20 protein-coding genes and 1 pseudogene are annotated in these 24,826 nt (G+C 71.6%); 9 read left to right on the top strand and 12 right to left on the bottom strand.

Annotated features, from left to right (window positions below):
- The first annotated feature begins 8 nt into the window (after positions 1-8).
- A complete protein-coding gene (locus tag HEP85_RS06170; protein WP_168526884.1) occupies positions 9-803 on the top strand; it encodes a metal-dependent hydrolase in 795 nt (264 codons plus the stop codon).
- Between the two features lie 164 nt (positions 804-967).
- Here HEP85_RS06170 and HEP85_RS06165 read toward each other — a convergent pair whose 3' ends face one another.
- The 4 genes from HEP85_RS06165 to HEP85_RS06150 form a co-directional block, all read right to left on the bottom strand.
- Complete coding sequence (locus HEP85_RS06165; RefSeq protein WP_168526881.1) at positions 968-1,243, bottom strand: type B 50S ribosomal protein L31; 276 nt, start codon at positions 1,241-1,243, stop codon at positions 968-970.
- Between the two features lie 42 nt (positions 1,244-1,285).
- The gene (locus HEP85_RS06160) at positions 1,286-1,756 is read right to left on the bottom strand and encodes a DUF5709 domain-containing protein (protein WP_168526879.1); all 471 of its coding nucleotides are present in this window, start codon (positions 1,754-1,756) and stop codon (positions 1,286-1,288) included.
- Positions 1,757-2,086: 330 nt separating this feature from the next.
- Positions 2,087-3,868 (bottom strand): ABC transporter ATP-binding protein, encoded by a 1,782-nt coding sequence (locus HEP85_RS06155; protein WP_168526877.1) that lies wholly within the window; start codon positions 3,866-3,868, stop codon positions 2,087-2,089.
- Positions 3,865-5,769: an ABC transporter ATP-binding protein gene (locus HEP85_RS06150; protein WP_168526875.1), complete on the bottom strand. Its 1,905-nt coding sequence runs from the start codon at positions 5,767-5,769 to the stop codon at positions 3,865-3,867. Before HEP85_RS06150 ends, HEP85_RS06155 begins: the two co-directional genes overlap by 4 nt.
- Positions 5,770-6,092: 323 nt before the next feature.
- Between HEP85_RS06150 and HEP85_RS06145 the strand changes: the two genes are divergently transcribed.
- Together HEP85_RS06145 and HEP85_RS06140 are read left to right on the top strand one after the other, a co-directional pair.
- Positions 6,093-6,839 carry a hypothetical protein gene (locus HEP85_RS06145; protein WP_168526873.1) on the top strand — a complete coding sequence of 249 codons (747 nt, stop codon included), beginning with the start codon at positions 6,093-6,095 and terminating at the stop codon, positions 6,837-6,839.
- Positions 6,840-7,106: 267 nt separating this feature from the next.
- A pseudogene (locus tag HEP85_RS06140) lies at positions 7,107-8,624 on the top strand (peptide-N4-asparagine amidase); the annotation flags it as partial.
- A gap of 160 nt (positions 8,625-8,784) precedes the next feature.
- On the opposite strand, the gene HEP85_RS06135 reads toward HEP85_RS06140, so the two are convergent.
- A complete protein-coding gene (locus HEP85_RS06135; protein ID WP_168526871.1) occupies positions 8,785-9,240 on the bottom strand; it encodes a MarR family winged helix-turn-helix transcriptional regulator in 456 nt (151 codons plus the stop codon).
- A gap of 114 nt (positions 9,241-9,354) precedes the next feature.
- Between HEP85_RS06135 and HEP85_RS06130 the strand changes: the two genes are divergently transcribed.
- Positions 9,355-11,154: an ABC transporter ATP-binding protein gene (locus tag HEP85_RS06130; protein WP_168526869.1), complete on the top strand. Its 1,800-nt coding sequence runs from the start codon at positions 9,355-9,357 to the stop codon at positions 11,152-11,154.
- 43 nt (positions 11,155-11,197) lie between these two features.
- Positions 11,198-12,049 carry an endolytic transglycosylase MltG gene (gene mltG / locus HEP85_RS06125; RefSeq protein WP_168526867.1) on the top strand — a complete coding sequence of 284 codons (852 nt, stop codon included), beginning with the start codon at positions 11,198-11,200 and terminating at the stop codon, positions 12,047-12,049.
- 19 nt (positions 12,050-12,068) lie between these two features.
- On the opposite strand, the gene HEP85_RS06120 is transcribed toward mltG, so the two are convergent.
- The 6 genes from HEP85_RS06120 to HEP85_RS06095 form a co-directional block, all read right to left on the bottom strand.
- Positions 12,069-13,157: an NAD(P)-binding domain-containing protein gene (locus HEP85_RS06120; RefSeq protein ID WP_329285786.1), complete on the bottom strand. Its 1,089-nt coding sequence runs from the start codon at positions 13,155-13,157 to the stop codon at positions 12,069-12,071.
- Between the two features lie 74 nt (positions 13,158-13,231).
- A complete protein-coding gene (locus HEP85_RS06115; RefSeq protein WP_168526863.1) occupies positions 13,232-14,407 on the bottom strand; it encodes an LLM class flavin-dependent oxidoreductase in 1,176 nt (391 codons plus the stop codon).
- 1 nt (position 14,408) lies between these two features.
- Entirely contained in the window at positions 14,409-15,437 is a 1,029-nt protein-coding gene (locus tag HEP85_RS06110; RefSeq protein WP_168526861.1) for an ABC transporter substrate-binding protein, read from the bottom strand.
- Positions 15,438-15,525: 88 nt separating this feature from the next.
- The gene (locus HEP85_RS06105) at positions 15,526-16,359 is read right to left on the bottom strand and encodes an ABC transporter ATP-binding protein (protein WP_168526859.1); all 834 of its coding nucleotides are present in this window, start codon (positions 16,357-16,359) and stop codon (positions 15,526-15,528) included.
- Positions 16,332-17,228: an ABC transporter permease gene (locus tag HEP85_RS06100; protein WP_168526857.1), complete on the bottom strand. Its 897-nt coding sequence runs from the start codon at positions 17,226-17,228 to the stop codon at positions 16,332-16,334. Before HEP85_RS06100 ends, HEP85_RS06105 begins: the two co-directional genes overlap by 28 nt.
- 151 nt (positions 17,229-17,379) lie before the next feature.
- Positions 17,380-17,463: a putative leader peptide gene (locus tag HEP85_RS06095; protein ID WP_349817350.1), complete on the bottom strand. Its 84-nt coding sequence runs from the start codon at positions 17,461-17,463 to the stop codon at positions 17,380-17,382.
- Positions 17,464-17,585: 122 nt separating this feature from the next.
- Between HEP85_RS06095 and HEP85_RS06090 the strand changes: the two genes are divergently transcribed.
- Both HEP85_RS06090 and HEP85_RS06085 read left to right on the top strand, forming a co-directional pair.
- The gene (locus HEP85_RS06090) at positions 17,586-18,008 is read left to right on the top strand and encodes a YjbQ family protein (protein ID WP_168526855.1); all 423 of its coding nucleotides are present in this window, start codon (positions 17,586-17,588) and stop codon (positions 18,006-18,008) included.
- A gap of 215 nt (positions 18,009-18,223) precedes the next feature.
- A complete protein-coding gene (locus tag HEP85_RS06085) occupies positions 18,224-21,598 on the top strand; it encodes a pyruvate carboxylase (protein ID WP_168526854.1) in 3,375 nt (1,124 codons plus the stop codon).
- A gap of 163 nt (positions 21,599-21,761) precedes the next feature.
- On the opposite strand, the gene HEP85_RS06080 is transcribed toward HEP85_RS06085, so the two are convergent.
- The gene (locus HEP85_RS06080) at positions 21,762-22,982 is read right to left on the bottom strand and encodes a saccharopine dehydrogenase family protein (RefSeq protein WP_168526852.1); all 1,221 of its coding nucleotides are present in this window, start codon (positions 22,980-22,982) and stop codon (positions 21,762-21,764) included.
- 131 nt (positions 22,983-23,113) lie between these two features.
- Here HEP85_RS06080 and HEP85_RS06075 point away from each other — a divergent pair, with 131 nt between their 5' ends.
- Together HEP85_RS06075 and HEP85_RS06070 are read left to right on the top strand one after the other, a co-directional pair.
- On the top strand, positions 23,114-23,848 hold the full coding sequence (locus HEP85_RS06075) for a TetR/AcrR family transcriptional regulator (RefSeq protein WP_168526850.1): 735 nt from the start codon (positions 23,114-23,116) through the stop codon (positions 23,846-23,848).
- A 211-nt stretch (positions 23,849-24,059) separates the two neighbouring features.
- A complete protein-coding gene (locus HEP85_RS06070; protein WP_168526848.1) occupies positions 24,060-24,695 on the top strand; it encodes a GNAT family N-acetyltransferase in 636 nt (211 codons plus the stop codon).
- The last annotated feature ends 131 nt before the right edge of the window (positions 24,696-24,826 follow it).

Raw genomic sequence — 24,826 nt, 5'->3', positions numbered from 1 at the left:
GAACGGCCATGATGGGACCAGCACACTCACTGTCGGGGGCCGCGGCCTGGCTCGGTGTCGGGGCGGCGGCCGCGGCCACCGGTCACACCATGCCCTGGCCGGTTCTCCTCGTCGGGGCCCTGATCTGCGCGGGGGCCGCGCTCGCCCCCGACCTGGACCACAAGGCGGCGACCATCTCGCGGGCCTTCGGGCCGATCTCACGAGGTCTGTGCGAGATCGTCGACAAGCTCTCGTACGCGGTCTACAAGTCGACACGCAAGGCCGGCGACCCGCGGCGCTCCGGTGGCCATCGCACGCTGACGCACACCTGGCTGTGGGCGGTGGCCATCGGTGCGGGGTCCTCGCTGCTGGCGATCACCGGTGGGCGCTGGGCGGTCCTGGCGCTCCTGTTCGTGCACATGGTGCTCGCGATCGAGGGGCTGCTGTGGCGGGCCGCGCGCGGGTCCAGCAGCGACGTCCTGGTCTGGCTGCTGGCCGCGACGAGCGCGTGGATCCTCGCCGGGATCCTGGACAAGCCGGGCAACGGCTCGGACTGGCTGTTCACCGCGCCCGGCCAGGAGTACCTGTGGCTCGGCCTGCCGATCGTGCTGGGCGCCCTGGTGCACGACATCGGGGACGCGCTGACGGTGTCCGGCTGCCCGATCCTGTGGCCGATCCCGCTCGGCCGCAAGCGGTGGTACCCGATCGGGCCGCCCAAGGTGATGCGTTTCCGGGCCGGCAGCTGGGTGGAGCTCAAGGTGCTGATGCCGGTGTTCATGCTGCTGGGCGGGGTGGGCTGCGCGGCGGCGCTCAACTTCATCTGACCGGCCGGGCGTGCGCCGCGTCCGGCGACGACGGCGCTCCCGCACCCGTCGGATGCGGTGCTCCCGTACCCGTGGGTTGCGACGGTCCCGTGCCCGGTGGACACGGTGCTCCCGTACCCGTCGGATGTGGTGCGCGGGCGGTCGGCGGCGACGGTCTCAGGGCCTCACGCCGTGTCCTTCTCGTCCCCGGCCGGTCCCGAGCTTCCGTAGCGTTTCTCGAACTGCGCGATCCTGCCCTCCGAGTCCACCGTCCGGGCCTTGCCGGTGTAGAAGGGGTGGCTCTCCGAGGAGATCTCGACGTCGACGACCGGGTAGGTCTCGCCGTCGTCCCACTCGATGGTCCGCTCGCTCGTCGCCGTGGAGCGGGTGAGGAAGGCGAATCCGGCGGCCCGGTCCCGGAAGACCACAGCGTGGTAGTCGGGCTGCTTCTCCTGCTGCATGGGATCTCCTCGCGTGGGAAGGGCGGGCCGGGGAGGGCCCGCTCAGCCGGACAGGGTGTCCTCGTCGACGATGTGCATCGCGGCTTCCTCGGCCGAGGAAGCGGCGCCGTCGATGCCGACGTCGGTGGCGATCAGCCCGCTCTCCCCGTCCTCGTGCGCTCCTTCGGCAGGGGCGACGAGACGGCCGGAGCGGGCGGTGCCCACCTCGTTGTCCAGGGGCTCGCCGTCCCCGTCCTGGTAGTCCCCGATACCGTCGCCGCCGGGCTCCGTGACCTCGGGCAGCTCTTCCGCGAGGCGCTGGTCCAAGGTCTCGCCGTGCCTGCGCTCGGAGGCGGTCACCCCGGAGTGCTCCACCGCCCACGGGCGCTCCGGCGGGGACCAGCCACGGTCGAGTGGGTCACCCACACCGTCGGAGTCCAGGGTGTCCTCGACGTCGAGCAGCCCCGCGTCGTCCTGCACCTCCGATCCGTCAGGCTGGTAGACGTCGTCTCCCCATCCGTCGGCGCTCTCCACGGGTACCTCCAGGTAATGCGGGTGAGCCCGGTCCCACCACGCTCGACGGCGGGCACGGTCACTGGACACCGGCCCCGCCCCGCGCGAACCGGGTGGTTCCCGGTCGCTCCCCGAATCGGTGCCGACATCCAGCCTTCCACCCCGGTTCGGCACCGCGCAACGCCACAGGCTCCGACGTGGGACGGACCCGTGCACGCGGCGAGGACCAGGACACCGGTGCGCGGGCCCCGCGGGACCGGCGCCGGCCGCTCCACCGGGGTCCACGCCTGCGCCCCTGACCGGACCGGCGCGGCCCGCGCATCCGTGCCGCGCCGGTCGGTCGGGATCACCTCATCCGTGCCAGGACCTCCACAAAGCCGCGTAGGCGCCGTCCGCGGCGACCAGGTCGTCGTGGCTGCCCAGCTCACTGATCCGGCCGTTCTCCACGACGGCGATGACATCCGCGTCGTGGGCGGTGTGCAGCCGGTGGGCGATGGCGACGACGGTGCGACCGTCGAGCACGCGCGCCAGCGAGCGTTCCAGATGGCGGGCCGCGCGCGGGTCGAGGAGCGAGGTCGCCTCGTCCAGCACCAGCGTGTGCGGATCGGCGAGGACCAGCCGGGCCAGCGCGATCTGCTGGGCCTGCGCCGGGGTGAGCGCCAGGCCGCCCGAACCGACCTCGGTGTCCAGACCGTCGCTCAGAGCCTGTGCCCAGCCCTCGGCGTCGACCGCGCCCAGGGCCGCCCACAGTTCTGCGTCGGCCGCTCCCGTCCGGGCGAGCAGCAGATTGTCACGCAGGGAGCCCACGAAGACGTGGTGCTCCTGGTTGACCAGGGCCACGTGGGTCCGGACGGCCTCCGCGGGCATCCGCGAGAGTTCGGCGCCGCCGAGCGTGACGTGGCCGGCTCTGGGGGCGTAGATCCCGGCGAGCAGCCTTCCCAGGGTGGACTTGCCCGCACCGGACGGGCCGACCAGCGCGAGGCGGGTGCCCGGCGCGACCTCCAGGGAGACCTTCCGCAGCACGTCCACGCCGGCGCGGTAGCCGAACCGGACCTCGTCCGCGTGCACGTCGCGCCCGTCCGGCCTCACCTCCGGATCGCCGGCGGCCGGTTCGATGTCGCGGACGCCGACCAGCCGTGCGAGCGAGACCTGGGCGACCTGCAGCTCGTCGTACCAGCGCAGGATCAGGCCCACCGGGTCGACCAGCATCTGGGCGATGAGCGCGCCCGTCGTCAGCTGACCCACGTCGATCCAGCCCTGGAGGACGAAGACCCCGCCGATCATGAGGACCGAACAGAGGACCGTGACATGGGTGAGGTTGACGATGGGGAAGAGCACCGAGCGCAACCACAGGGTGTAGCGCTCCCAGGCCGTCCACTCCTTGATGCGGCGCTCGGAGAGGTCGATGCGGCGCTGGCCCAGGCGGTGCGCCTCGACGGTGCGTCCGGCGTCCACCGTCTCGGCGAGGGCGGCGGCGACGGCGGCGTAACCGGCCGCCTCCGAGCGGTAGGCGGCCGGGGCACGCTTGAAGTACCAGCGGCAGCCGACGACCAGGAGGGGGACGGCGACCAGGACCGCGGGCGCGAGGGGAGGTGCGGTGACGGCCAGCCCGCCGAGGAGCAGCACGACCCACACCACGCCGATGGCGAGCTGGGGCACGGCTTCGCGCATGGCATTGGCGAGCCGGTCGATGTCGGTGGTGATACGGGACAGCAGGTCGCCCGTGCCGGCCCGTTCCAGCACGCCCGGCGGCAGCCCGACCGACCGGATGAGGAAGTCCTCGCGCAGGTCGGCGAGCATGCGTTCGCCGAGCATGGCGCCGCGCAGCCGGACCTCGCGCACGAACACGGCCTGGATGACGAGCGCGGTGAGGAACAGCGCGGAGGTGCGTACCAGGTGGAGATCCCGCGCATGGTCCGAGACCCGCTCGACGATCGCGCCCAGCAGATAGGGCCCGGCCATCGAGGCCACCACGGCCACCGTGTTGACGGTGACGAGCAGCAGGAAGGCCCGGCGGTGCCGTTGGAAGAGTTCGGTGATGTAGGCGCGTACGGTCGCGGCGGCGCCGACGGGCAGGGTGTTCGCCGTCGTCGGGGCCGCCGGGTCGTACGCCGGTGGCGCCACGCCGATCATGCGGTTTCCTCGATTTCTTCCAGTGCGTCGATCTCGCTGTTCCTGCCGAGCCCGTCGAGCGTGTCGAGCTCGTCGTGCTCGTCGTGCTCGTCGTGCTCGTCGATCTTGTCGAGCCCGGCCGTCGCGTCGCTTGTCCCGACGCCCGCCCGTCCACCGTCGGAGGCGGCTTCCTCGTCCGTCTCGCGGGTGACCACCGCCCTGTACCGCGGTTCGCCGAGCACCAGCTCGCGGTGTACTCCGACGGCCGCGACCGAGCCCTCGTGGACGAGTACGACCCGGTCCGCGTGGTCCAGGAGCAGCGGTGAGGAGGTGAAGACGACCGTTGTGCGTCCGGCGCGCAGAGCGCGGACACCGTCGGCGATCCGGGCCTCGGTGTGCGAGTCGACCGCGGAGGTCGGCTCGTCCAGGACCAGCACGCCGGGGTCGGTGACCAGTGACCGGGCCAGGGCCAGACGCTGGCGCTGGCCGCCCGACAGGGAGCGTCCGCGCTCGGTGATGCGGGCGTCCATCGGGTCCTCGGCGTCCAGCGAGCCCTGCGTCAGCGCGTCCAGGACGTCGCCGCACTGCGCGGCGGCCAGCGCCTCGGCGGCGCTCACCCCACCCGAGGAGGGCACGTCCAGCAGCTCGCGCAGCGAGCCGGACAGCAGCACCGGGTCCTTGTCCTGGACGAGGACGGCCGTCCTCGCGGAGCCGAGCGGCAGGTCGTCGAGCGGTACACCTCCCAGGAGCACCGAGGTGCCCTCCACGGAGGGATGGCCACCCAGGCGCTCGGCGAGCACGCCCGCCACGTCCGGGTCGCCGCAGACCACGGCGGTGAGCCGCCCCGCGGGCGCGAGAAGCCCGGTGACGGGGTCGTACAGGTCGCCGCCCGGCACCTCGGCCGAGCGTGACCCGCCACTGTCCGTGGCCCGTTCCAGGGCCAGCACCCGGGCGGCGCGCTTGGCGGACGGACGGGAGAAGGAGTACGCCATGGCGATCTCCTCGAAGTGCCGCAGCGGGTAGGTGAGCAGCATGACCGTGCTGTAGACGGTGACCAGTTCGCCGACCGTGATCCGGCCGTCGCGGGCCAGGTGCACGCCGTGCCAGATGACGGCGATCATGAGCAGGCCGGGCAGCAGCACCTGGACGGCCGAGATCAGCGACCACATCCGGGCGCTGCGCACGGCTGCCCGGCGGACCTCCTGGGACGCGCGGCGGTAGCGGTCGAGGAAGAGTTCCTCGCCACCGATGCCGCGCAGCACGCGCAGACCCGCGACGGTGTCCGAGGCCAGTTCGGTGGCGCGTCCGGCCTTCTCCCGCTGGAAGTCGGCGCGGCGGGTGGCGCGGGGCAGCAGCGGCAGCACGGCGAGCGCCAGGACGGGCACGCCCACGGCGACGATCACGCCCAGGTCCGGCTGGTAGACGACCAGGCCGACGCAGACGAGGACGACGGTCAGCGCGGCCGCCGCGAACCGCGACAGAGCCTCCACGAACCAGCCGATCTTCTCGACGTCGCCGGTGGAGACGGCGACGACCTCGCCGGCAGCGACGCGTTGGGTCAGCGCCGAACCGAGCTGGGCGGTCTTGTGCGCCAGCAACTGCTGGACGCGTGCGGCGGCGGTGATCCAGTTGGTGACCGCGGCCCGGTGCAGCATGGTTTCGCCCAGCGCGATGCCCGCACCGCACAGCGCCATCAGCCCACCGGTCAGAGCCAGCCGTGTGCCGGATCTGTCGACGACGGCCTGCACGGCCAGGCCCACACAGAACGGAAGCCCGGCGACGGCGACGAAGTGCAGCAGTCCCCAGGCCAGGGCCTTGAACTGGCCGCCCAGCTGATTCCGGCCGAGCCACCGCAGGAATCGGGGGCCGGAACGGGCGTCCGGCACACCCGGGTCTGGATAGGGAAGGTCTTGAATCTGCATGGCGTCCCAGTGGCTCGTGTAAGGGGTGGGTTCAGGGGTGAGGGGAAGCCGTAACGTTTCGGCGACCAAGCCGGTCGCGGAGGCCGGCAGCAAACCGTGAAAGGTTCGCGGCAGGACGCAGTCCGAAGCAAGCGGTTTTTTCCCTTGGGACAAGGTTTCGGCCCCTCCGGCGGATGCCCGCCGCGACCTTCCCCGGGCGGGATGACGTCCCCGGTCGCGCCCGCGTTCCGGGCCGCCGGACGCGGGCCCAGGAGGACACCATGTGTCCAAAGGGGCGGGGGTAAGGGGCTGTTCGTCCGATAAGTGGTGCGACGATGGACCGCATGCGAAAAAACGGTGCGATGCGGACGGGGCTCGCCGTGGCCGCGTGCGGAGTCCTCGCGATGACCCTTTCGGGATGCGGTGGTCCGGGCGGAGGAAGCGGTTCGGCGAAGGGGCCGGGCGGGCCGGGCGGGAAGACCGAAGGGGCTCCCGCGGGCGGCGTCGACGGTACACGGATCCCGGGGGTCGGCCACGGGCTGCGGTCGCACATCCCGTCCAACTCCCGTCAGGTCGTGGCCGTCTACGGCGCGGGCAGGAACTCGGCCGACTCGACGGTCGTTCTCTACACGAAGTCCGGATCCACCTGGGACACACAGCGCGTGGGGAAGGCGCACAACGGGGTGAAGGGCTGGACCACCGACCACCACGAGGACGACAAGCGCAGTCCCGTCGGCGTGTTCACACTCACCGACGCCGGCGGAGTGCTCCACGACCCGGGCGCGCTTCTCCCGTACGACCGGTCGCAGGCCTACCAGGCCCCCCGCGGCTGGGCCAAGTCCTACTGGCACGACTTCGACTATGTCATCGCCATCAACTTCAACCGCCGCCCAGGTACCCCGCCCGACGACCCGAGCCGCCCGCAGGGCCAGTCGAAGGGCGGCGGCATCTGGCTGCACCTGGACCACGGCAGCGGTACGTCGGCCTGCGTGAGCCTGCCCAAGCCGGCCATGGAGCATCTGCTGCGCACGCTCGACCCGCGCCGGCACCCCGTCGTGGTGATGGGGGACAGGACGGATCTGGCGGCGTAGTCACCCCGGCCGCCCTGGGCGCGCCGCGGCCTGGCGGCCCCGAGGGCCCATTGCGGGGTGTCCCGACTCCCCGTAGAACACCGCACATGAGAAGACGGATCGTCATGTCCATGCTCGCCGGAGTGTTCCTCGCGGCGAGCACCTGCCTCGCGACGGGCCCGGTCTCCGCGGCCTCCTTACCGGGCGCCGCGCTCCACGCCCCCGTGGCAGCCCCCGTCACACCCCCCCGACAGTCCCGTCACCCCTCCCCACGCGCCCGTCGCGGCCCCCGCGGAGTTCGGCACCGACTGGCACGATCCCCTGACCGCCGCCCCGGCGACATCCAGGCCCCACGCCAAGTCCTGCGAAGTGACTCTCGCCGAGGCTCAGTTCAGGGACTTCACGCCGTACCGGGGGACGTACGCACCGCCCGGCGGCTGCGGCGACCGCTGGAGCAAGGTCGTCCTGCGGCTCGACGGGAAGGTCAAGGGCCGCCAGTACGACCGACTGGGCTACCTGCACGTCGGTGGCGTGGAGATCTTCCGCACGTCCACTCCCGAGCCCTCGCCCGACGGCATCGAGTGGTCCGTCGAGAAGGACGTGACGCGTTACAGCGACACGTTCCGGCGCGGTGGCGACGTCGAGATGCTCATCGGGAACGTCGTCGACGACACGTACACCGGCGTCCTCGACGTGAAGGTCACGCTGACCTTCTACGCGGAGGGGAGGGCCACGCGGCCGGCCGCGACCCCCGACACCCCCAGCCGTGTCCTCACCCTCCAGAACGGCACGCTCACCACCCCGCGCAACAGCGAGCGCATCGTCGCCGAGGTCTACGCGACCGGATCCGGCGGCGGCTGCGAGGAGTTCTGGTACCTGACGGTGCCCGACTCGGCCCCGTACTCCTGCAAGGCGCCGGGCGGTCCGTACCGTGAGGTGCAGATCAAGGTCGACGGCCGGCTCGCCGGCATCGCCGAGCCGTTCCCGAACGTGTGGACCGGCGGCTGGTCCAACCCCTTCCTCTGGTACGTGATCCCGGGACCGCGCGCCTTCGACGTCAAGCCCATCGAGTACGACCTCTCGCCCTTCGCCGGGCTTCTCGACGACGGCCGTCCGCACCGCGTCGACGTGTCCGCCGTGGGGGTGCCGGAGGGGCAGAGCGGCTGGAGCGCCCCCGTCAACGTCCTCGTCTGGCAGGACACGCGGCGCGCCCACGTGAGCGGCGCGCTCACCGAGGCCACGGCGGACGGCCTCGCCAACACCTCCTCGTACACGCCCGGTTCGCCGGAGCGCCTCGACACGGTGGGTGGCCACCGGTTGACGGTCTCCGGCTACGTCGACACCTCGCACGGCCGGGTGACGACCACCGTCCGTCGCGTGCTCGCGAACACCTCCGTGCACCAATGGACCGACGGGGAGGACACCGACGGACTGAGGGCCACCTGGAGCGACGACCAGACGGTCACCGTCGACGGGCGCGGGACGGCGAGGACGACGCGCACCCACCGGACGTACACGATGGACGGCGCGACGACGCTCGGCCCGGACGGCCGGCTGCGGACCGTGATGCGGCTCGGTGACCGGGCGGCGGTGGATGAACTGCGCGGCGGGCGGCGGACCGCGTGGTCACGGCTCGACGACACCTATGACGGCGACGCGACGTACACGGCCGACGCGCCGCGCGATCAACGGCACGCGGTCGGCAGGACGAGCGAGCGCTACGCCCTGCGTGGATCCGACGGTTGCCATGACCGCGTTCTCGTCACTGAGCAAGGAGCGCTGACGGTGGATCACCGATACTGCTGAAGTCGCTCGGGGCCGCTGAAGTCTCCCGGAACCGTCGAGGCCGAAGGGAGGGCTCGAGGAGTTCGGCGAAGGAGTCCGAGGGGATGGCGCGCACCTGCTCCGGCATCGCGGCGCCGGTGCGCGGGGCCCGTCGTGTGTGCCGAGCCCCGTCAGCTGCCCCTCAGCAGCGCTTTTCCAGCCGGGGCATCCCGTCCACGAGGGTGTCCAGCAGCCCGCCCAGCACCTCGCGTTGCTCGTCCGAGAGCGGAGCGAGGATCTCCTCCGCGGCCGACCGGCGCGCGCCCCGCAGCTCCTGCAGTGCCGCGCGCCCCTGGTCCGTGACCTCGATCCGGATCACCCGCCGATTGCTGGGATCGGGGACCCGGCGCACCTTTCCGCTCGCCTCCAGGCCGTCGACCAGTGTGGTCACCGCCCGCGGGACCACCTCCAGCCGCTCGGCGAGATCGGCCATGCGCGGCGGTGAGCCGTAGTGCGCGAGTGTGCGCAACAGCCGGGACTGGGCCGGAGTGATGCCCAGCCCGCGCTGCTCCAGATGCCGCTTCTGGATGCGGTGCACGCGGCGGGTCAGCCGCAGCAACTGCTCGGCGAGGAGGCCGTCGGCATCGGGGGTGGTCATACGGGAACAATAACAGGATGCGGTTCATTGTGAGTATAGGTAACAATGAGCTAAGCTCCGTGAGTCATCGTGTCTCCGTCTCCGTAACCATTCCCTCACCCTCCGTAGGAGCCCATGCGCCCCGAGCGATCCACCTGGACCCCGTCCCCCGCCGAGAGCGAACAGCCGCGGCAGGTGCGCCGCATCCTGAAGCTCTTCCGGCCCTACCGCGGCCGCCTCGCGATCGTCGGTGTGCTGGTCGGCGCCTCGTCCCTCGTCACGGTCGCGACACCCTTCCTGCTGAAGGAGATCCTGGACGTCGCCATTCCTCAGGGTCGTACGGGTCTGCTGAGCCTGCTCGCGCTCGGCATGATCCTCAGCGCGGTCGTCACCAGCATCTTCGGCGTCCTGCAGACCCTGATCTCCACGACGGTCGGCCAGCGCGTCATGCACGACCTGCGCACCGCCGTCTACGGCCGGCTGCAGCGCATGTCGCTCGCCTTCTTCACCCGCACCCGCACGGGAGAGGTCCAGTCCCGCATCGCCAACGACATCGGCGGCATGCAGGCGACGGTGACCTCCACCGCCACCTCGCTGGTCTCGAACCTCACGAGCGTCGTCGCCACGATCGTCGCGATGATCGCCCTCGACTGGCGGCTCACCGTCGTCTCGCTGCTCCTGCTGCCGGTCTTCGTGTGGATCAGCCGCCGGGTGGGCAACGAACGCAAGAAGATCGCCACCGAGCGGCAGAAGCAGATGGCCGCGATGGCCGCCACCGTCACCGAGTCGCTCTCCGTCAGCGGCATCCTGCTCGGCCGCACGATGGGCCGCGGTGATTCGCTCACCAAGGCCTTCGAGGCCGAGTCGGACAGCCTGGTCGACCTCGAGGTGAAGTCGAACATGGCGGGGCGCTGGCGGATGTCCGTCATCGGCATCGTGATGGCCGCCATGCCCGCCGTCATCTACTGGGCGGCGGGCATGGCCATCCAGTTCGGCGGTCCGTCCGTCTCGCTGGGTACGCTCGTCGCCTTCGTCTCGCTCCAACAGGGCCTGTTCCGCCCGGCGGTGAGCCTGCTGTCCACCGGTGTCCAGATCCAGACCTCGCTCGCGCTCTTCCAGCGCATCTTCGAGTACCTGGACCTGCCCATCGACATCACCGAGCCGGAGCGGCCGGTCCACCTCGACCAGGTCAAGGGCGAGATCCGCTTCGAGGACGTCGAGTTCCGCTACGACGACAAGAGCAATCCGATCCTCGACGGCATCGACATCACCGTGCCCGCCGGCGGCAGCCTCGCCGTCGTCGGCCCGACCGGTTCCGGCAAGTCCACGCTCAGCTATCTGGTGCCAAGGCTGTACGACGTCACGGGCGGCCGTGTCACGCTCGACGGGATCGACGTGCGCGACCTGGACTTCGACACGCTCGCGCGGGGAATCGGTGTCGTCTCCCAGGAGACGTACCTCTTCCACGCCTCGGTCGCGGACAACCTGCGCTTCGCCAGGCCGGACGCCACCGACGAGGAGTTGTGGGCGGCGGCGCGGGCGGCCCAGATCCACGACCACATCGCGTCGTTGCCCGACGGGTACGACACGGTCGTGGGCGAGCGCGGCCACCGCTTCTCCGGCGGGGAGAAGCAGCGCCTGGCCATCGCGCGCACCATCCTGCGCGACCCGCCGGTGCTCATCCTCGACGAGGCGACCAGCGCTCTGGACACCCGCACGGAGCACGCCGTCCAGAAGGCGATCGACGCGCTGTCGGCCAACCGGACCACGCTCACCATCGCGCACCGGCTGTCCACCATCCGGGGCGCGGACCAGATCGTGGTCCTGGATTCCGGCCGAGCGGTCGAACGCGGCACCCACGAGGAGCTGTTGGAGCGGGACGGGCGCTATGCGGGCCTGGTCCGCCGGGACGCCCAACTGGAGCCGACAAGATGACGATATGCCGGGTTTGTGGCGATTAGCGGGTTACCGTGCCCGCATGCAGATGAACACTCCGCGACGGAGCACGATTCGACTGACGCGCCGGGGCCGGGTCGCCCTCGTCGCGACCGGAGCCGTCGTGGCGGTCACCGCCGTGGCGGTGCCGCTGCTGATCGTCGGAGGCGAGGAGGCGCCCCGCGCCTCCCTCGTGATCCCGGAGGGCTGGCGTGCGGGCCAGGTCTACCGGGCCGTCGACAAAGCGCTCGCCCTGCCCGCGGGTGCCACCAAGAAGTCCCTGGCCAAAGCTCATCTGAAACTGCCCGACGACGCGGCGGGCAACCCCGAGGGGTACCTGTACCCGGCGACGTACCCGGTCGACGAGAAGGCGACGCCGGAGTCGCTGCTGCGCTTCATGGTCGACACGGCCGACAAGAGATTCCACGGGAACCCGATCACCGCGGGAGCCCAGCGCAACGCGATGGACGTCTATCAGGTGGTCACCACCGCGAGCATCGTCCAGGCGGAGGCCGCCACCAAGGCCGACATGGCCAAGGTGGCCCGGGTGATCTTCAACCGGCTTCAGCAGGGCATGCCGCTGCAGATGGACTCCACGCTCAACTACGCGTTGAACCGGTCCACGCTGAACACGACCGCGAGCGACACGAAGCTCAAGAGCCCCTACAACTCCTACGAGCGCATGGGTCTGCCGCCCACACCGATCGCCAACCCCGGCGAGGACGCGATGCGCGCCGCGATCAATCCGACCCCGGGCGACTGGCTGTACTTCGTCACCGTCAAGCCGGGTGACACCCGCTTCACGGCCAGTTTCGAGGAGCATCAGAGGAACGTCGCCGAGTTCAACCGGAACAACCGGGCGAGCGGGGCCTCGGCCCCGTCGTCGTCCAGCTGAACGGCGGCCGTCCGGGGCGTCAGGCGCCGGCCGGCACTCCGGCCAGCAGCCGCCTGATGTCCCGTACCGCCGCGCGTCCGGCCCGGTTGGCGCCGATGGTGCTGGCCGACGGCCCGTAGCCGACCAGATGGATCCGCGGATCGGCCGCGGCACGGGTGCCCTCGACGCGGATGCCGCCGCCCGGCTCGCGCAGCCGCAGAGGCGCCAGATGGTCGATGGCGGCGCGGAAGCCGGTCGCCCACAGGATGACGTCGGCGGCCACGCGGTGTCCGTCGGCCCACTCCACGCCGTCCGGGACGATGCGATCGAACATCGGCTGCCGGTCCAGCACGCCGTCGGCGAGGGCCTGGCGGATCGCGTCGTTCAACGGCAGCCCCGTCACCGAGACGACGCTCTTGGGCGGCAGCCCCTGCCGTACCCGTTCCTCGACGAGCGCGACGGCCGCCCGGCCGAAGTCCTCGGTGAACGGCCCCTCGCGGAAGACCGGCGGCTTCCGTGTCACCCAGGTGGTCGCGGCCGCGTACGGAGCGATCTCCATCAGATGCTGGGTGCCGGACGCGCCACCGCCCACGACGACCACACGGTGCCCGGCGAACTCCTCGGGCCCGGGGTACTGCGCCGTGTGCAACTGCCGTCCGCGGAAGGTCTCCTGTCCCGGACAGCGCGGCCAGAACGGCCGGTCCCAGGTGCCCGTCGCGTTGATCAGCGCCCGCGCCGACCACGTGCCGTCGGAGGTCTCGACGAGCAGTCGTCCCTCGGTGCCGTCCCGGACCGCCGTCACCTCGACGGGCCGCCGCACCCGCAGATCGAACGTGCGCTCATAAGTGTCGAAGTACTCGGCGATGACCTCCGAGGACGGTCGCGCCGGGTCCGCGCCCTCCAGCTCGAGGCCGGGCAGCGAGTGCATTCCGTGCACCTTGCCGTAGGTCAGCGACGGCCAGCGGAACTGCCACGCGCCGCCGGGCCGCGGCGCGTGGTCCAGCACCACGAAGTCGCGCTCCGGCTCGAAACCGGTGCGCCGCAAGTGGTAGGCGCTGGACAGTCCAGCCTGACCGGCACCCACCACCACGACATCGACCGCGCGCGCCTGCGCCCCAGTGTTGTTCACGCTTCTACCAACTCGGCCGGAGCCGGAGATCTTCCCCGGGGTGGACCAGGTGTGATCCACCCGACGGGAGCGCCTCAGCGGCCGCCCGCGACCAGCAGCGGCGCACCACCTCCCGCCGCCGTACGCGGCAGCGGCTCCGGGACCTGAGGCAGCAGCCCCCGGGCGGCCAGAACCGGGATCACGCCTTCCCCGAACCAGTACGCCTCCTCCAGGTGCGGATACCCGGAGAGCACGAAGTGCTCGATGCCCAGAGCGTGGTACTCCTCGATCCGGTCGGCGACCTCGGCGTGGCTGCCGACGAGAGCGGTGCCCGCGCCACCGCGTACGAGACCCACGCCCGCCCACAGGTTCGGGGAGATCTCCAGCTCGTCGCGGGAACCGCCGTGCAGCGCCAGCATGCGCCGCTGGCCCACCGACTCACTGCGCCCGAGCGCGGACTGCGCGGCCGCGATCGTGTCCGCGTCGAGGTCGTCGAGCAGCCGGTTCGCGGTCGACCAGGCCGCGGCGGACGAGTCGCGCGAGACGGAGTGCAGCCGGATGCCGAAGCGGACCGTCCGCCCCTCGCGCTCGGCCAGCGAGCGAATCCAGTCGATCTTCTCCCGCACCTGGGCCGGAGGCTCGCCCCAGGTGAGATAGACGTCCGCGTGCCGGGCCGCGACCGGCCCCGCGGCTGCCGACGAACCGCCGAAGAAGATCTCCGGCAGCGGTTCGGGCGGCAGCGCCGTCAGCCCACCCTCGATCCGGTAGTGGCTCCCGTCGAAGTCGTACGGCTGCCCGCTCCACACGCCGCGCACCACGGACAGGAACTCGTCCGTACGCGCGTACCGCTGATCGTGGCCGAGATGGTCGCCGAAGCGCCGCTGCTCGGCCGAGTCGCCACCGGTGACGACATTGAGGAGCAGCCGTCCCCGCGTGATCCGCTGGTAGGTCGCGGCCATCTGCGCCGCGAGGGTCGGCGACACGACACCGGGCCGGAACGCCACCAGGAACTTCAGCCGTTCGGTGTGCTGGGCCAGCGCCACCGTGGTCAGCCACGCGTCCTCGCACCACGTACCGGTGGGGGTGAGCACGGCCTCGAAGCCCAACTGCTCCGCGGCCTTCGCGATCTGGGCCAGGTACTCGATGTCGGGTGCCCTGACCCCGTCGGCCTGCCGCGCGCGGCCGATGGGGTTGGACGCGTACGCGTGCCGGTCCACCAGGGTGCGGCCGTCACCGCCGGTCGGCAGGAACCAGTGGAGATGGACGGTCATGTCACGACTCCTTGTAGACGCGGGGAGTGGTGGTGGACGCCGGCAGCCCGCCGTTGAAGCGGGTGTCGACGAACGCCGAGAAGTCGACCTTGTGCGGGATGAGCCCGAGGCCGGTGAAGGTGTCCGCGATGCGCTGCTCGGAGGCGATGAGCGGCTTGTCGACGGCGACCGCGATACGGCTGGCGTTCGTCCGCTTCACCGAGGCGAGCGCCACCGCGTACGGCAGCCCGGTGTCCTTCGCCCACACCTTCGCCCAGGCGTCCGGGTGGTCGTAGACCCAGTCCTGGGCGCGCCGCAGCCGCTCCAGGTAGTCCTTGACCGCCGCCGCCTTCCGGCTGTCCCTGAGCGCACCGGGCGCGGCCACCTGGAAGTTGAGCCCGTTGACCACCCCGTCTCCGTCCGTCAGGATCCGGCCCTGTCCCGCCTCGACCACCTGTGAGGTGTACGGGTCCCACACCGCCCACGCGTCCACCTTGCCGCCGGTGAACGCGGCCAGCGCGTCGGCGGGCTGCAGGTACTTGACCTTCACGTCGCCCAGCTTCAGACCGGCCTTCTTGAGCGAGGCGATCAGCTGGTAGTGCGCGGACGAACCCTGCGCCACGGCTATGGACTTGCCCTTCAGCTCCTCGGGGCGCTTCAGCGACGAGTTCTTCGGTACGAGGACGGCCTCGCCCTTGGACGTGCCGCGCCAGGCGGCCACCACCGAGATCTTCGAGTCGGCGCCGGCCGCGAAGACGGGTGGGGTGTTGCCGACCCCGCCGATGTCGACGGCCTTGGCGTTGACGGCCTCCAGGAGAGGCGGGCCTGAGGTGAACGTCGACCATTTGATCTTGTAGTCGAGGTTCTTGAGCTCCCCGGCGGCCCGCAGCACCGCCTCCGAACCGCCTTTCTGGTCACCGACGTCGAGTGTGAGGGAACCCTTGCCGTCGGTTCCGGCACCCGCGGCGGTGTCGGCGACCGAGGCGCCGCCGCAGGCGGTGAGCAGCAGGGCGAGGGGGAGGAGAGCGGCGGGGACGAGGCGTCGTCGCATGGCGAATTCCGTTCGGTCGGTCCGGGGGTGGGGCGGGCGTGGGCGTCGCACGCTCGGTGGAGGGACGTGGGTCCGGGGCGTGGGGAGTTCAGGACGCGCTGTCGACGCCCAGGCGCTCCAGGAGCCCGGCACGCAGAGCGGCGAAACGGGGGTCGGCGATGTCGCGCGGGCGGTCCAGCCCGACCTGGGTCTCGTACGCGATCGCACCCTCGTCCATGACCAGGACCCGGTCGGCGAGGAGCACGGCCTCCTCCACGTCGTGCGTCACCAGCAGGACCGCGCAGCCGCGCCGTCGCCACAACTCGCCGACCAGCCGCTGCGCCGTGATCCGGGTGAGGGCGTCGAGCGCGCCGAACGGCTCGTCGAGCAGCAGCAGATCGGGCTCGCGCACCAACGCGCGGGCCAGCGAGGCACGTTGGGCCTCGCCACCGGAGAGCGTCTTGGGCCACGCGTCGGAGCGGTGGGTGAGGCCGACCTCGGTCAACGCCTGCTCGGCGACAGAGCGTTCGGGCTTGCCGGGCAGTCCGAGCAGGACGTTGCGCCACACCTTCTTCCACGGCATCAGCCGCGGCGCCTGGAACGCGACGGCCTTGCGGCGCGGGACGAGGACGGAGCCCTCGATGTCACGGTCGAGCCCGGCGAGGATGCGCAGCAGCGTGGACTTGCCACAGCCGCTGCGACCGAGCAGCGCCACGAACTCCCCGGGCCGCACGTCGAGATGGAGGTCCTGGATGACGGCGCGGCCGTCGAAGACGCGGGTGAGCCCCTGGACACGTACGGCCGGGAGGGGGGCGGATGCCTCCGCCTGTGCGCGCGACGGGGTCTGTGCGGGCACGTGTGCGGGGGTCTGCGTCCGCGCGGGTATGCGCGCCGCCGCCGCGGACTTCTCCGCGGTCACCGGCCTGTGAATGTCGGTCGCCATTGCAGCAGCAGCCTTTCGAGGGAGCGGACGACGAAGTCGGCGAGCAGGCCGAGGAAGGCGTAGACGATCAGACAGACCACGATCACGTCGGTCCGCAGGAAGTCGCGGGCCTGCACCATCAGGAAGCCGATCCCGGCGTCCGCGTTGATCTGTTCGGCGAAGACCAGCGCCAGCCAGGCGATGCCGAGGGAGTAGCGAAGCCCGGTCAGGGCACCGGGCAGCGCGCCCGGCAGCACGACGTGCCGCACGAGCCCCCAGCGGGAGAGCCCGAGCGACTCCCCGGCCTCGATCAACTGGGAGTCGACGCCGCGGATACCGGCGTACACGTTCAGATAGAGCGGGAAGGAGACGCCCAGCGTGATGATGGCGATCTTCGGGGCCTCGCCGATCCCGAACCAGATGATGAACAGCGGGATCAGTCCGACGAAGGGCACGGTCCGCAGCATCTGCACGCTCGCGTCCACCAGGTCCTCGCCGATACGGAAGAGCCCGGACACGAGGGCGAGACCGGTGCCGATGACCGTTCCCAACAGGAGCCCGACGGCGACGCGTTGCAAGGAGACGCCCATCGCGTTCGGCAGCGAGCCGTCGGTGACCAGATCGGCGCCGACCCGCGCGATGGTGCCGGGCGGGGCGAGGACGCCGGGGGCCAGTACGCCCGTACCGCTGAGGAGTTGCCAGAGCGCGAGCAGCAGAAGGGGACCGGAGGTGCGGCGCAGCCAGCGGGGGACGCGGGCACGGCGCGTGGAACTCGGCACGATCGGGACGAGCTCGGGCGACGCCGGTGCCCGCGCGGTGTGCTCGACGGCCGCGGATATTCCAGGAATATCGGACTCGGAAGGACCGGGCGGGGCATGGCTGATGGTCATGGATGCTCCACGGGGAGGAGAGCGGCCGGAGAGGGGTGCGCCGGAACTCCGCCGCGTCAGGAACCAGGTGCGGGCTCGTGACGTGCGGGTGGGGTGGAGCGCGGGCGCGCCGGGAGGGGCGGGAGCCGTACGGGCGAGGAGTGAAAGGGCGTCAGCAGCCGCGGCGACACGCGGCGGAGGCCACCCGCAGCAGGTCGATGTGACCGCGCGTGGTGAGCAGGGCTGAACGCAACATGCGGCAGAAAGTAGTCAGGTCACCGGTGCCCGGTCAATGGTGTCTCGCGGAATGGACCCCTCGTACCACGGGCCGGCCGGCCGGTCGTAGGCGCAGCCCGGCGCACGGGCGAGAATCGGGGCATGTCCGATGCCTTCACCACCCGAGTCCTGAACATCACCACCGGTTCCGAGGAGACGGTCGTCGACCTCACCCGTGACTGCGAGACCTTCCTGCGGGAGGCGGCGGCCGGGCGCGACGGCCTGCTGAACGTCTTCGTGCCGCACGCCACGGCCGGGATCGCGGTCATCGAGACCGGCGCCGGAAGTGACGACGACCTCCTCGCCGCCCTGCACACGCTGCTCCCCTCCGACGACCGGTGGCAGCACCGCCACGGCAGCCCCGGTCACGGCCGCGACCATGTGCTCCCCGCCTTCGTCCCGCCCCACGCGACACTGCCGGTGCTCGGCGGGCGGCTGGAGCTGGGGACCTGGCAGTCGGTGTGCCTGGTGGACACGAACGTCTCCAACCCCGAACGCCAGGTGCGGCTGAGCTTTCTGGGCTGATCGTGCCCGTACCGGGAAGACCTCCGCACGCGACGTCCGGCAGCGGCGGCCCGAGGGCCGGCCGACCGCACGATGATGATCTTCACGATGCCGCGGATGAGCGACCGGCCGGTGGTGATTCGGCCCGTGCTGTTCTTGAGCGGGTGTAGACAGGGCAACAGTCACGAGGGCGCCCGTCGGGCGCGCCCGTCGCGAACGTCAGGAAGGGACTGTGCATGTTCCGGAAGGTACTTGTCGCGAACCGTGGTGAGATCGCCGTCCGCGCGTTCCGCGCCGCCTATGAACTGGGCGCGGGAACAGCGGCGGTGTTCCCCTACGAGGACCGCGGCTCGCTGCATCGTCTCAAGGCCGACGAGGCCTACGAGATCGGCCGGAGAGGGCACCCGGTGCGTGCCTACCTGTCGGTCGAGGAGATCGTGGGGGCGGCGCGCAGGGCCGGGGCGGACGCCGTCTACCCCGGGTACGGATTCCTGTCCGAGAATCCTGAGCTGGCCCAGGCCTGCGAAGAGGCCGGCATCACGTTCATCGGCCCCAGCGCCGACGTACTGGAGCTGACCGGGAACAAGGCGCGCGCGGTCGCCGCGGCCCGCGCGGCGGGTGTCCCGGTCCTCGGGTCGTCGCAGCCGTCGAACGACATGGACGAGCTGACGGCCGCCGCGCGGGACGTAGGCTTCCCGCTGTTCGTCAAGGCGGTCGCCGGCGGCGGCGGACGTGGCATGCGGCGCGTGGACGACCCGGCGCACCTGCGCGAGTCCATCGAGGCGGCGTCCCGCGAGGCCGAGTCCGCCTTCGGCGACGCCACGGTGTTCCTGGAGAAGGCCGTCGTGGACCCCCGCCACATCGAGGTGCAGATCCTCGCCGACGGAGACGGCAACGTCATCCACCTCTTCGAGCGGGACTGCTCGGTGCAGCGGCGCCACCAGAAGGTCGTCGAACTGGCCCCGGCGCCCAACCTCGACCCCGCGCTCCGGGACCGCATCTGCGCCGACGCTGTCGCCTTCGCGCAGAGCATCGGCTACCGCAACGCCGGCACCGTCGAGTTCCTCCTCGACCGCGACGGCAACCACGTCTTCATCGAGATGAACCCGCGTATCCAGGTCGAGCACACGGTGACCGAGGAGGTCACCGACGTCGACCTGGTCCAGGCGCAACTGCGCATCGCCTCCGGCGAGAGCCTCGCCGACCTCGGCCTCGCGCAGGACCGGATCCAGCTGCGGGGCGCCGCACTGCAGTGCCGGATCACCAGCGAGGACCCGGCCAACGGGTTCCGGCCCGACACCGGCACCATCAGCGCGTACCGCTCGCCCGGCGGTTCCGGGATCCGGCTGGACGGCGGCACCGCCTTCGTCGGCTCGGAGATCAGCGCCCACTTCGACTCCATGCTGGTGAAACTGACCTGCCGGGGCCGCGACTTCGCCACCGCGGTGCGCCGCGCCCGGCGTGCGGTGGCCGAGTTCCGCATCCGCGGGGTGGCCACGAATATCCCGTTCCTGCAGGCGGTGCTCGACGACCCGGACTTCCAGGAGGGCAGGGTCACCACCTCGTTCATCGAGGAACGCCCGCATCTCCTGACCGCGCGTCACTCCGCCGACCGCGGCACCCGCATGCTCACCTACCTCGCCGACGTCACGGTCAACAAGCCGCACGGGGAACGCCCGCACCTGATCGACCCCACGACCAAACTGCCGGACGTCCCGGCCGGCGAACCGCCCGCCGGGTCGAAGCAGCGGCTGACCGAGCTGGGGCCCGAGGGCTTCGCGCGGTGGCTGCGGGAGTCGACCTCGGTGGCCGTCACCGACACCACCTTCCGGGACGCCCACCAGTCACTGCTGGCCACCCGGGTGCGGACGAAGGACCTGCTGGCCGTCGCCCCCGCCGTGGCCCGGACGCTGCCGCAGCTGCTGTCCCTGGAGTGCTGGGGCGGCGCCACCTACGACGTCGCCCTGCGCTTCCTGTCCGAGGACCCGTGGGACCGTCTGGCCCGGCTGCGCGAGGCGGTGCCCAACCTCTGCCTGCAGATGCTGCTGCGCGGCCGCAACACGGTCGGCTACACCCCCTACCCCACGGAAGTCACCACCGCCTTCGTCGAGGAGGCCACCCGGACCGGCATCGACATCTTCCGCATCTTCGACGCGCTCAACGACGTCGGCCAGATGCGCCCCGCGATCGACGCCGTACGCGAGACCGGTTCGGCCGTCGCCGAGGTTGCCCTGTGCTACACCTCCGACCTGTCCGACCCGGCCGAGAAGCTCTACACCCTCGACTACTACCTCCGGCTCGCCGAGCAGATCGTCGACGCCGGCGCGCACGTCCTGGCGATCAAGGACATGGCCGGACTGCTCCGGGCACCCGCCGCCGCGAAGCTGGTGACGGCGCTGCGCAGGGAGTTCGACCTGCCCGTCCATCTTCACACCCACGACACGGCAGGCGGCCAACTGGCCACCTACCTTGCCGCGATCGACGCGGGCGCCGACGCCGTGGACGGAGCGGTGGCCTCCATGGCGGGCACCACCTCGCAGCCGTCGCTGTCGGCGATCGTCGCGGCCACCGACCACTCGGAGCGACCGACCGGGCTGAGCCTGCGGGCGGTCGGCGACCTCGAACCGTACTGGGAGATCGTCCGCAGGATCTACGCCCCGTTCGAGGCCGGTCTCGCCTCGCCCACCGGACGCGTCTACGACCACGAGATCCCCGGCGGTCAGCTGTCCAACCTGCGTGTCCAGGCACGGGAGCTGGGCCTCGGCGACCGCTTCGAGGACATCGAGGCGATGTACGCCGCCGCCGACCGGATGCTCGGCCGCCTGGTCAAGGTCACGCCGTCGAGCAAGGTGGTCGGCGATCTCGCCCTGCACCTCGTCGGCGCGGGCGTCCCGCACGAGCGGTTCGCGGCCGATCCCGGCGCGTACGACATCCCGGACTCCGTGATCGGCTTCCTGCGCGGCGAGTTGGGCGACCCGCCCGGCGGCTGGCCGGAGCCGTTCCGCAGCAAGGCACTCAAGGGCCGCGCCGCGCCCAGGCCGGTCGTCGAACTGTCCGCCGAGGACCGCGACGGACTGGAGAAGGACCGGCGGGCCACCCTCAACCGGCTGCTGTTCCCGGGCCCGGCGAAGGAGTTCGAGGCGCACCGCGACGCCTACGGCGACACCGGCGTCCTGCCGAGCAAGGACTTCTTCTACGGTCTGCGGCCGGGGGAGGAGCACGAGGTGGACCTCGACCCCGGGGTGCGGCTCCTCATCGTCCTGGAGGCGATCGGCGAAGCGGACGAGCGCGGCATGCGTACCGTGATGGCCACGCTCAACGGCCAACTCCGGCCGATCCAGGTGCGTGACCGCTCGGTGGCCTCGGACCTGCCGGCGGCGGAGAAGGCCGACAAGTCCGATCCGAAGCACGTCGCCGCGCCGTTCGCCGGAGTGGTGACGCTGTCGGTCGCGGCCGGGGACGCCGTCGAGGCGGGCGCGACCGTCGCGACGATCGAGGCGATGAAGATGGAGGCGGCCATCACCGCCCCGGTCGCCGGAACGGTGGGGCGTCTGGCCATCACCTCCGTCCAGCAGGTCGAGGCGGGCGATCTCCTGATGGTGATCGCCTAGGCGTCGTCGGACAGCGCAGGACACCTCTGGACCCCGTCGGACCCCGCGAGGGCGATCGCCCGGGTCCCGGAACCGTGCCGTCACCCGGCCGGCTCCGGGACCCCGGGACTTCAGGGCACCGGGGCTCCGGGGTCGGACGGGGCCGCCGGGCGGCCGGGGGCGGTCACTGCTCCCGTATGCCCCACGGCGAGCCGTACGCGGTGAGCAGGTCGAGGAAGGGGCGGGCGGGGAACGCCTCCGGACCGAGGACTCCCGAGCCCGTCCACGCGCCCGTGGCCAGGAGTTCGAGGGCGACGACCGGGTTGACGGCCGTCTGCCACACCACCGCCTGGGACCCGTACTCGGCCATCGACCACTGGTTGTCGACCACGTGGTAGAGGTAGACCTCGCGCGGCGCGCCGTTCTTGGTGCCGCGCACCCACGTGCCCGCGCAGGTCTTGCCGTGCATGCGCTCGCCGAGCGTCGCCGGGTCCGGCAGACAGGCGGCCACGACGTCGCGGGGCGACACGGCCACCGGGCCCGCGGCGCTCGGCACGGTCACCGGATCCGTACGGTCGAGGCCCAGCAGGTGCAGCGTCCTGAGGGTCTGGATGAACTCCTCGCCCAGGCCGTACTTGAAGGTCACGCGCCGCGCGTCGACCCAGCGCGGGACGAGCAGCACCTCCTCGTGCTCCACGTTCACGCACTCCACCGGGCCGATGCCCTCGGGGAAGTCGAAGACCTCAGGCTCGCTGAACGGCGCGGTGGTGAACCAGCCGCGGTCCGCCTCGTAGACGACCGGCGGGTTGAGGCACTCCTCGATGGTGGTCCAGATGCTGAAGGACGGGGCGAAGTCGTAGCCGTCGACGGTGAGGTTCGCGCCGTCACGGATGCCGATCTCCTCGATCTCGTCGAAGAGTTCGTCGGCCGCGTACCGCGCGAAGACATCGGACAGCCCCGGCTCCACGCCCATGCCGACGAGGGCCAGCGCGCCCGCCTTCTCCCAGTCGGCGGCCTGCGCGAACTGCGCGTCGCCGAGCATGACCCCGCACTCGTCGTACGGCCTCTCGGGATGGGGACGCGACAGGGACATCGCCATGTCGAGGTACGTGGCGCCGGCCGCGCGCGCCGCCTGGAAGAGGGGCATCACGAACCGGGGATCGGTGGCGTTGAGCAGGACGTCGCACCCGTGCCGGCCCAGCAGCGCTGTCACCGCGCCCTGGTCGGAGGCGTCGACGCGCTCGGCACGGAAGCGGCCCGCGGCGTCCGGGAGGGCGGCGACCGCGGCCTCGGCGCGGCTCAGGTCGTAGTCGGCCACGACCATCTCGTCGAAGAACGGGCGACGGGCCGCGATCCGGGTGATGGCGGTGCCCACACCGCCGGCTCCCACAAGCAGAACACGCATGACACGGACTTCCTCTCTGCGGAGAAGGGGCGTGCCCGCGCGGACCGGAGCGCGGCGCCCCTGGCGGGAGATCCAACGCCGGGCGCTCGGATAAGGTCAATGGTGTTGGCATAAGGAGCGAGGAGGCGGCGGTGCCGAAAGCGGTGGTGCCCGAGGAGAAGCGGCGGCGTCGGCGTCCCACCAGGAGCGGCACCGTGCTGTCCGAGCGGCTCATCGTCGAGACCGCCCTGCGGATGCTGCGGGAGCACGGCAGCGCGGGACTCTCCGCCCGCCGTCTCGGCCTGGCCCTGGACGCCGATCCCAGCACCCTGTACCGGTACTTCCGCGGTATGGACGACCTGACCCTCGCGATCGGCGACGCCCTGATCGGGCAGGCCTTGGACGGGTGGCGGGCCACGGGGGAGTGGCGGTCGGATCTGCGCGGCCTCGGGCTGCGTATCCACGCGGTGTACGTCGGGCATCCGCAGGCGGCCCTGCTGACCGCGAACCGGGTCACCGGCCGGGCCCACGAACTGGCGGCCGACGAGGCCATCCTCGATGTCCTGCGCACGGCGGGGTTCCCGCTGCCGGACACGGTACGGATCTACCAGGCCTTCATCGACCAGACGCTGGCCTTCGCCGCGCTCGACGCCGCCTCGCTGGCGCTGCCGCGCGAGAGCCGCAGCGCCGACGAGGACATGTGGCGTTCGACGTACGCCCGGCTGCCGCGCGTCACCCATCCCCGGATCGCGGAGGCGGCGCCCCTTCTGGTGACCCGCATGGTCGACAGCGCCTATCCCACGGCGCTGGAGATGTTGCTGGACAGCGCCGCGGCGCAGTGGGAGGCGCTGCGCGCGCTGACGACGGGCGGTGCCGCGGAGCGATGACCCGCCGGTACGGTCCCGTGGCCGGGAGCCGGGAGCCGGGAGCCAGGAGCCGGGAGCCAGGAGGCGGAGGGCCGGGAGTCGGGGAGGCGAGGCTCGGGAGTCGGGCGGTTCGAGCGGGCCGGACGGACGGGTGGGGCGGTTCGGACGCGTGGGGCGGTTCGAGCGGTCCAGACGGTGGCGGGAGCGCTCCCATACAGGGAGGATACGGCTCATGACCGATCAGCCGACGATCCGCCCGTACCAGGCCGAAGACCGTGCGGCGGTGGCGCACGTGTGCGTGATGACGGCCCACGACGGAGGGGATTCACGGGCCCTCTATCCCGACCTGGAGCTGATGCCGTCCCTGTTCGCGTACCCCTACTGTCATCTCGAACCGGAGCTGGCCTTCGTGCTCGACGACGGGACCGGCCGGGCGGTCGGCTACGTCCTCGGCACCGCCGACACCGCGCGGTTCGTCGGCGAGCTCCGCGACCTCTGGATACCGGGTGTCGCCACGCGCTACCCGCGGAGGACGACGCCACCGCGCACGCCGGGCGACACGATGATCGACCTGCTGCACCGCCCCGAACGCATGATCCTGCCCGAGCTCACCGCCTATCCCGCGCATCTGCACATCGACCTGCTCCCGGACTGGCAGCGCAGGGGCCATGGCCGGGCGCTCATGGACACCTTCCTCGACGCGCTCGCGGACCGTGGTGTCCCCGCCGTCCACCTCGGCATGGTCACCGCGAACACGTCGGCACGCGTCTTCTACGACCGTCTCGGCTTCCACGAGATCCCCGTGCCGGAACCGGGCCCCCTGACCTATCTGGGCAGGCCGACGGGCCCCCCGCGCCGCTCGCCCTGATCCGTGCGGGCCGTGGGGGCCGGACCCGCGACAGGGAGAGGGCGTGGCCTGAGTCAACCTAATGAAGATCTCGTCCCTCTATACGAGGAGACGTCCTGCGGGTGGTGGGGGGAGAGGGCATTGCTTAGGGC

Source organism: Streptomyces sp. RPA4-2 (assembly GCF_012273515.2).
In the GTDB taxonomy this organism is placed as follows: domain Bacteria; phylum Actinomycetota; class Actinomycetes; order Streptomycetales; family Streptomycetaceae; genus Streptomyces; species Streptomyces kaempferi.
Note: the sequence above shows the minus strand (reverse complement) of the source record. Positions and strands in the feature narration are given on the sequence as shown.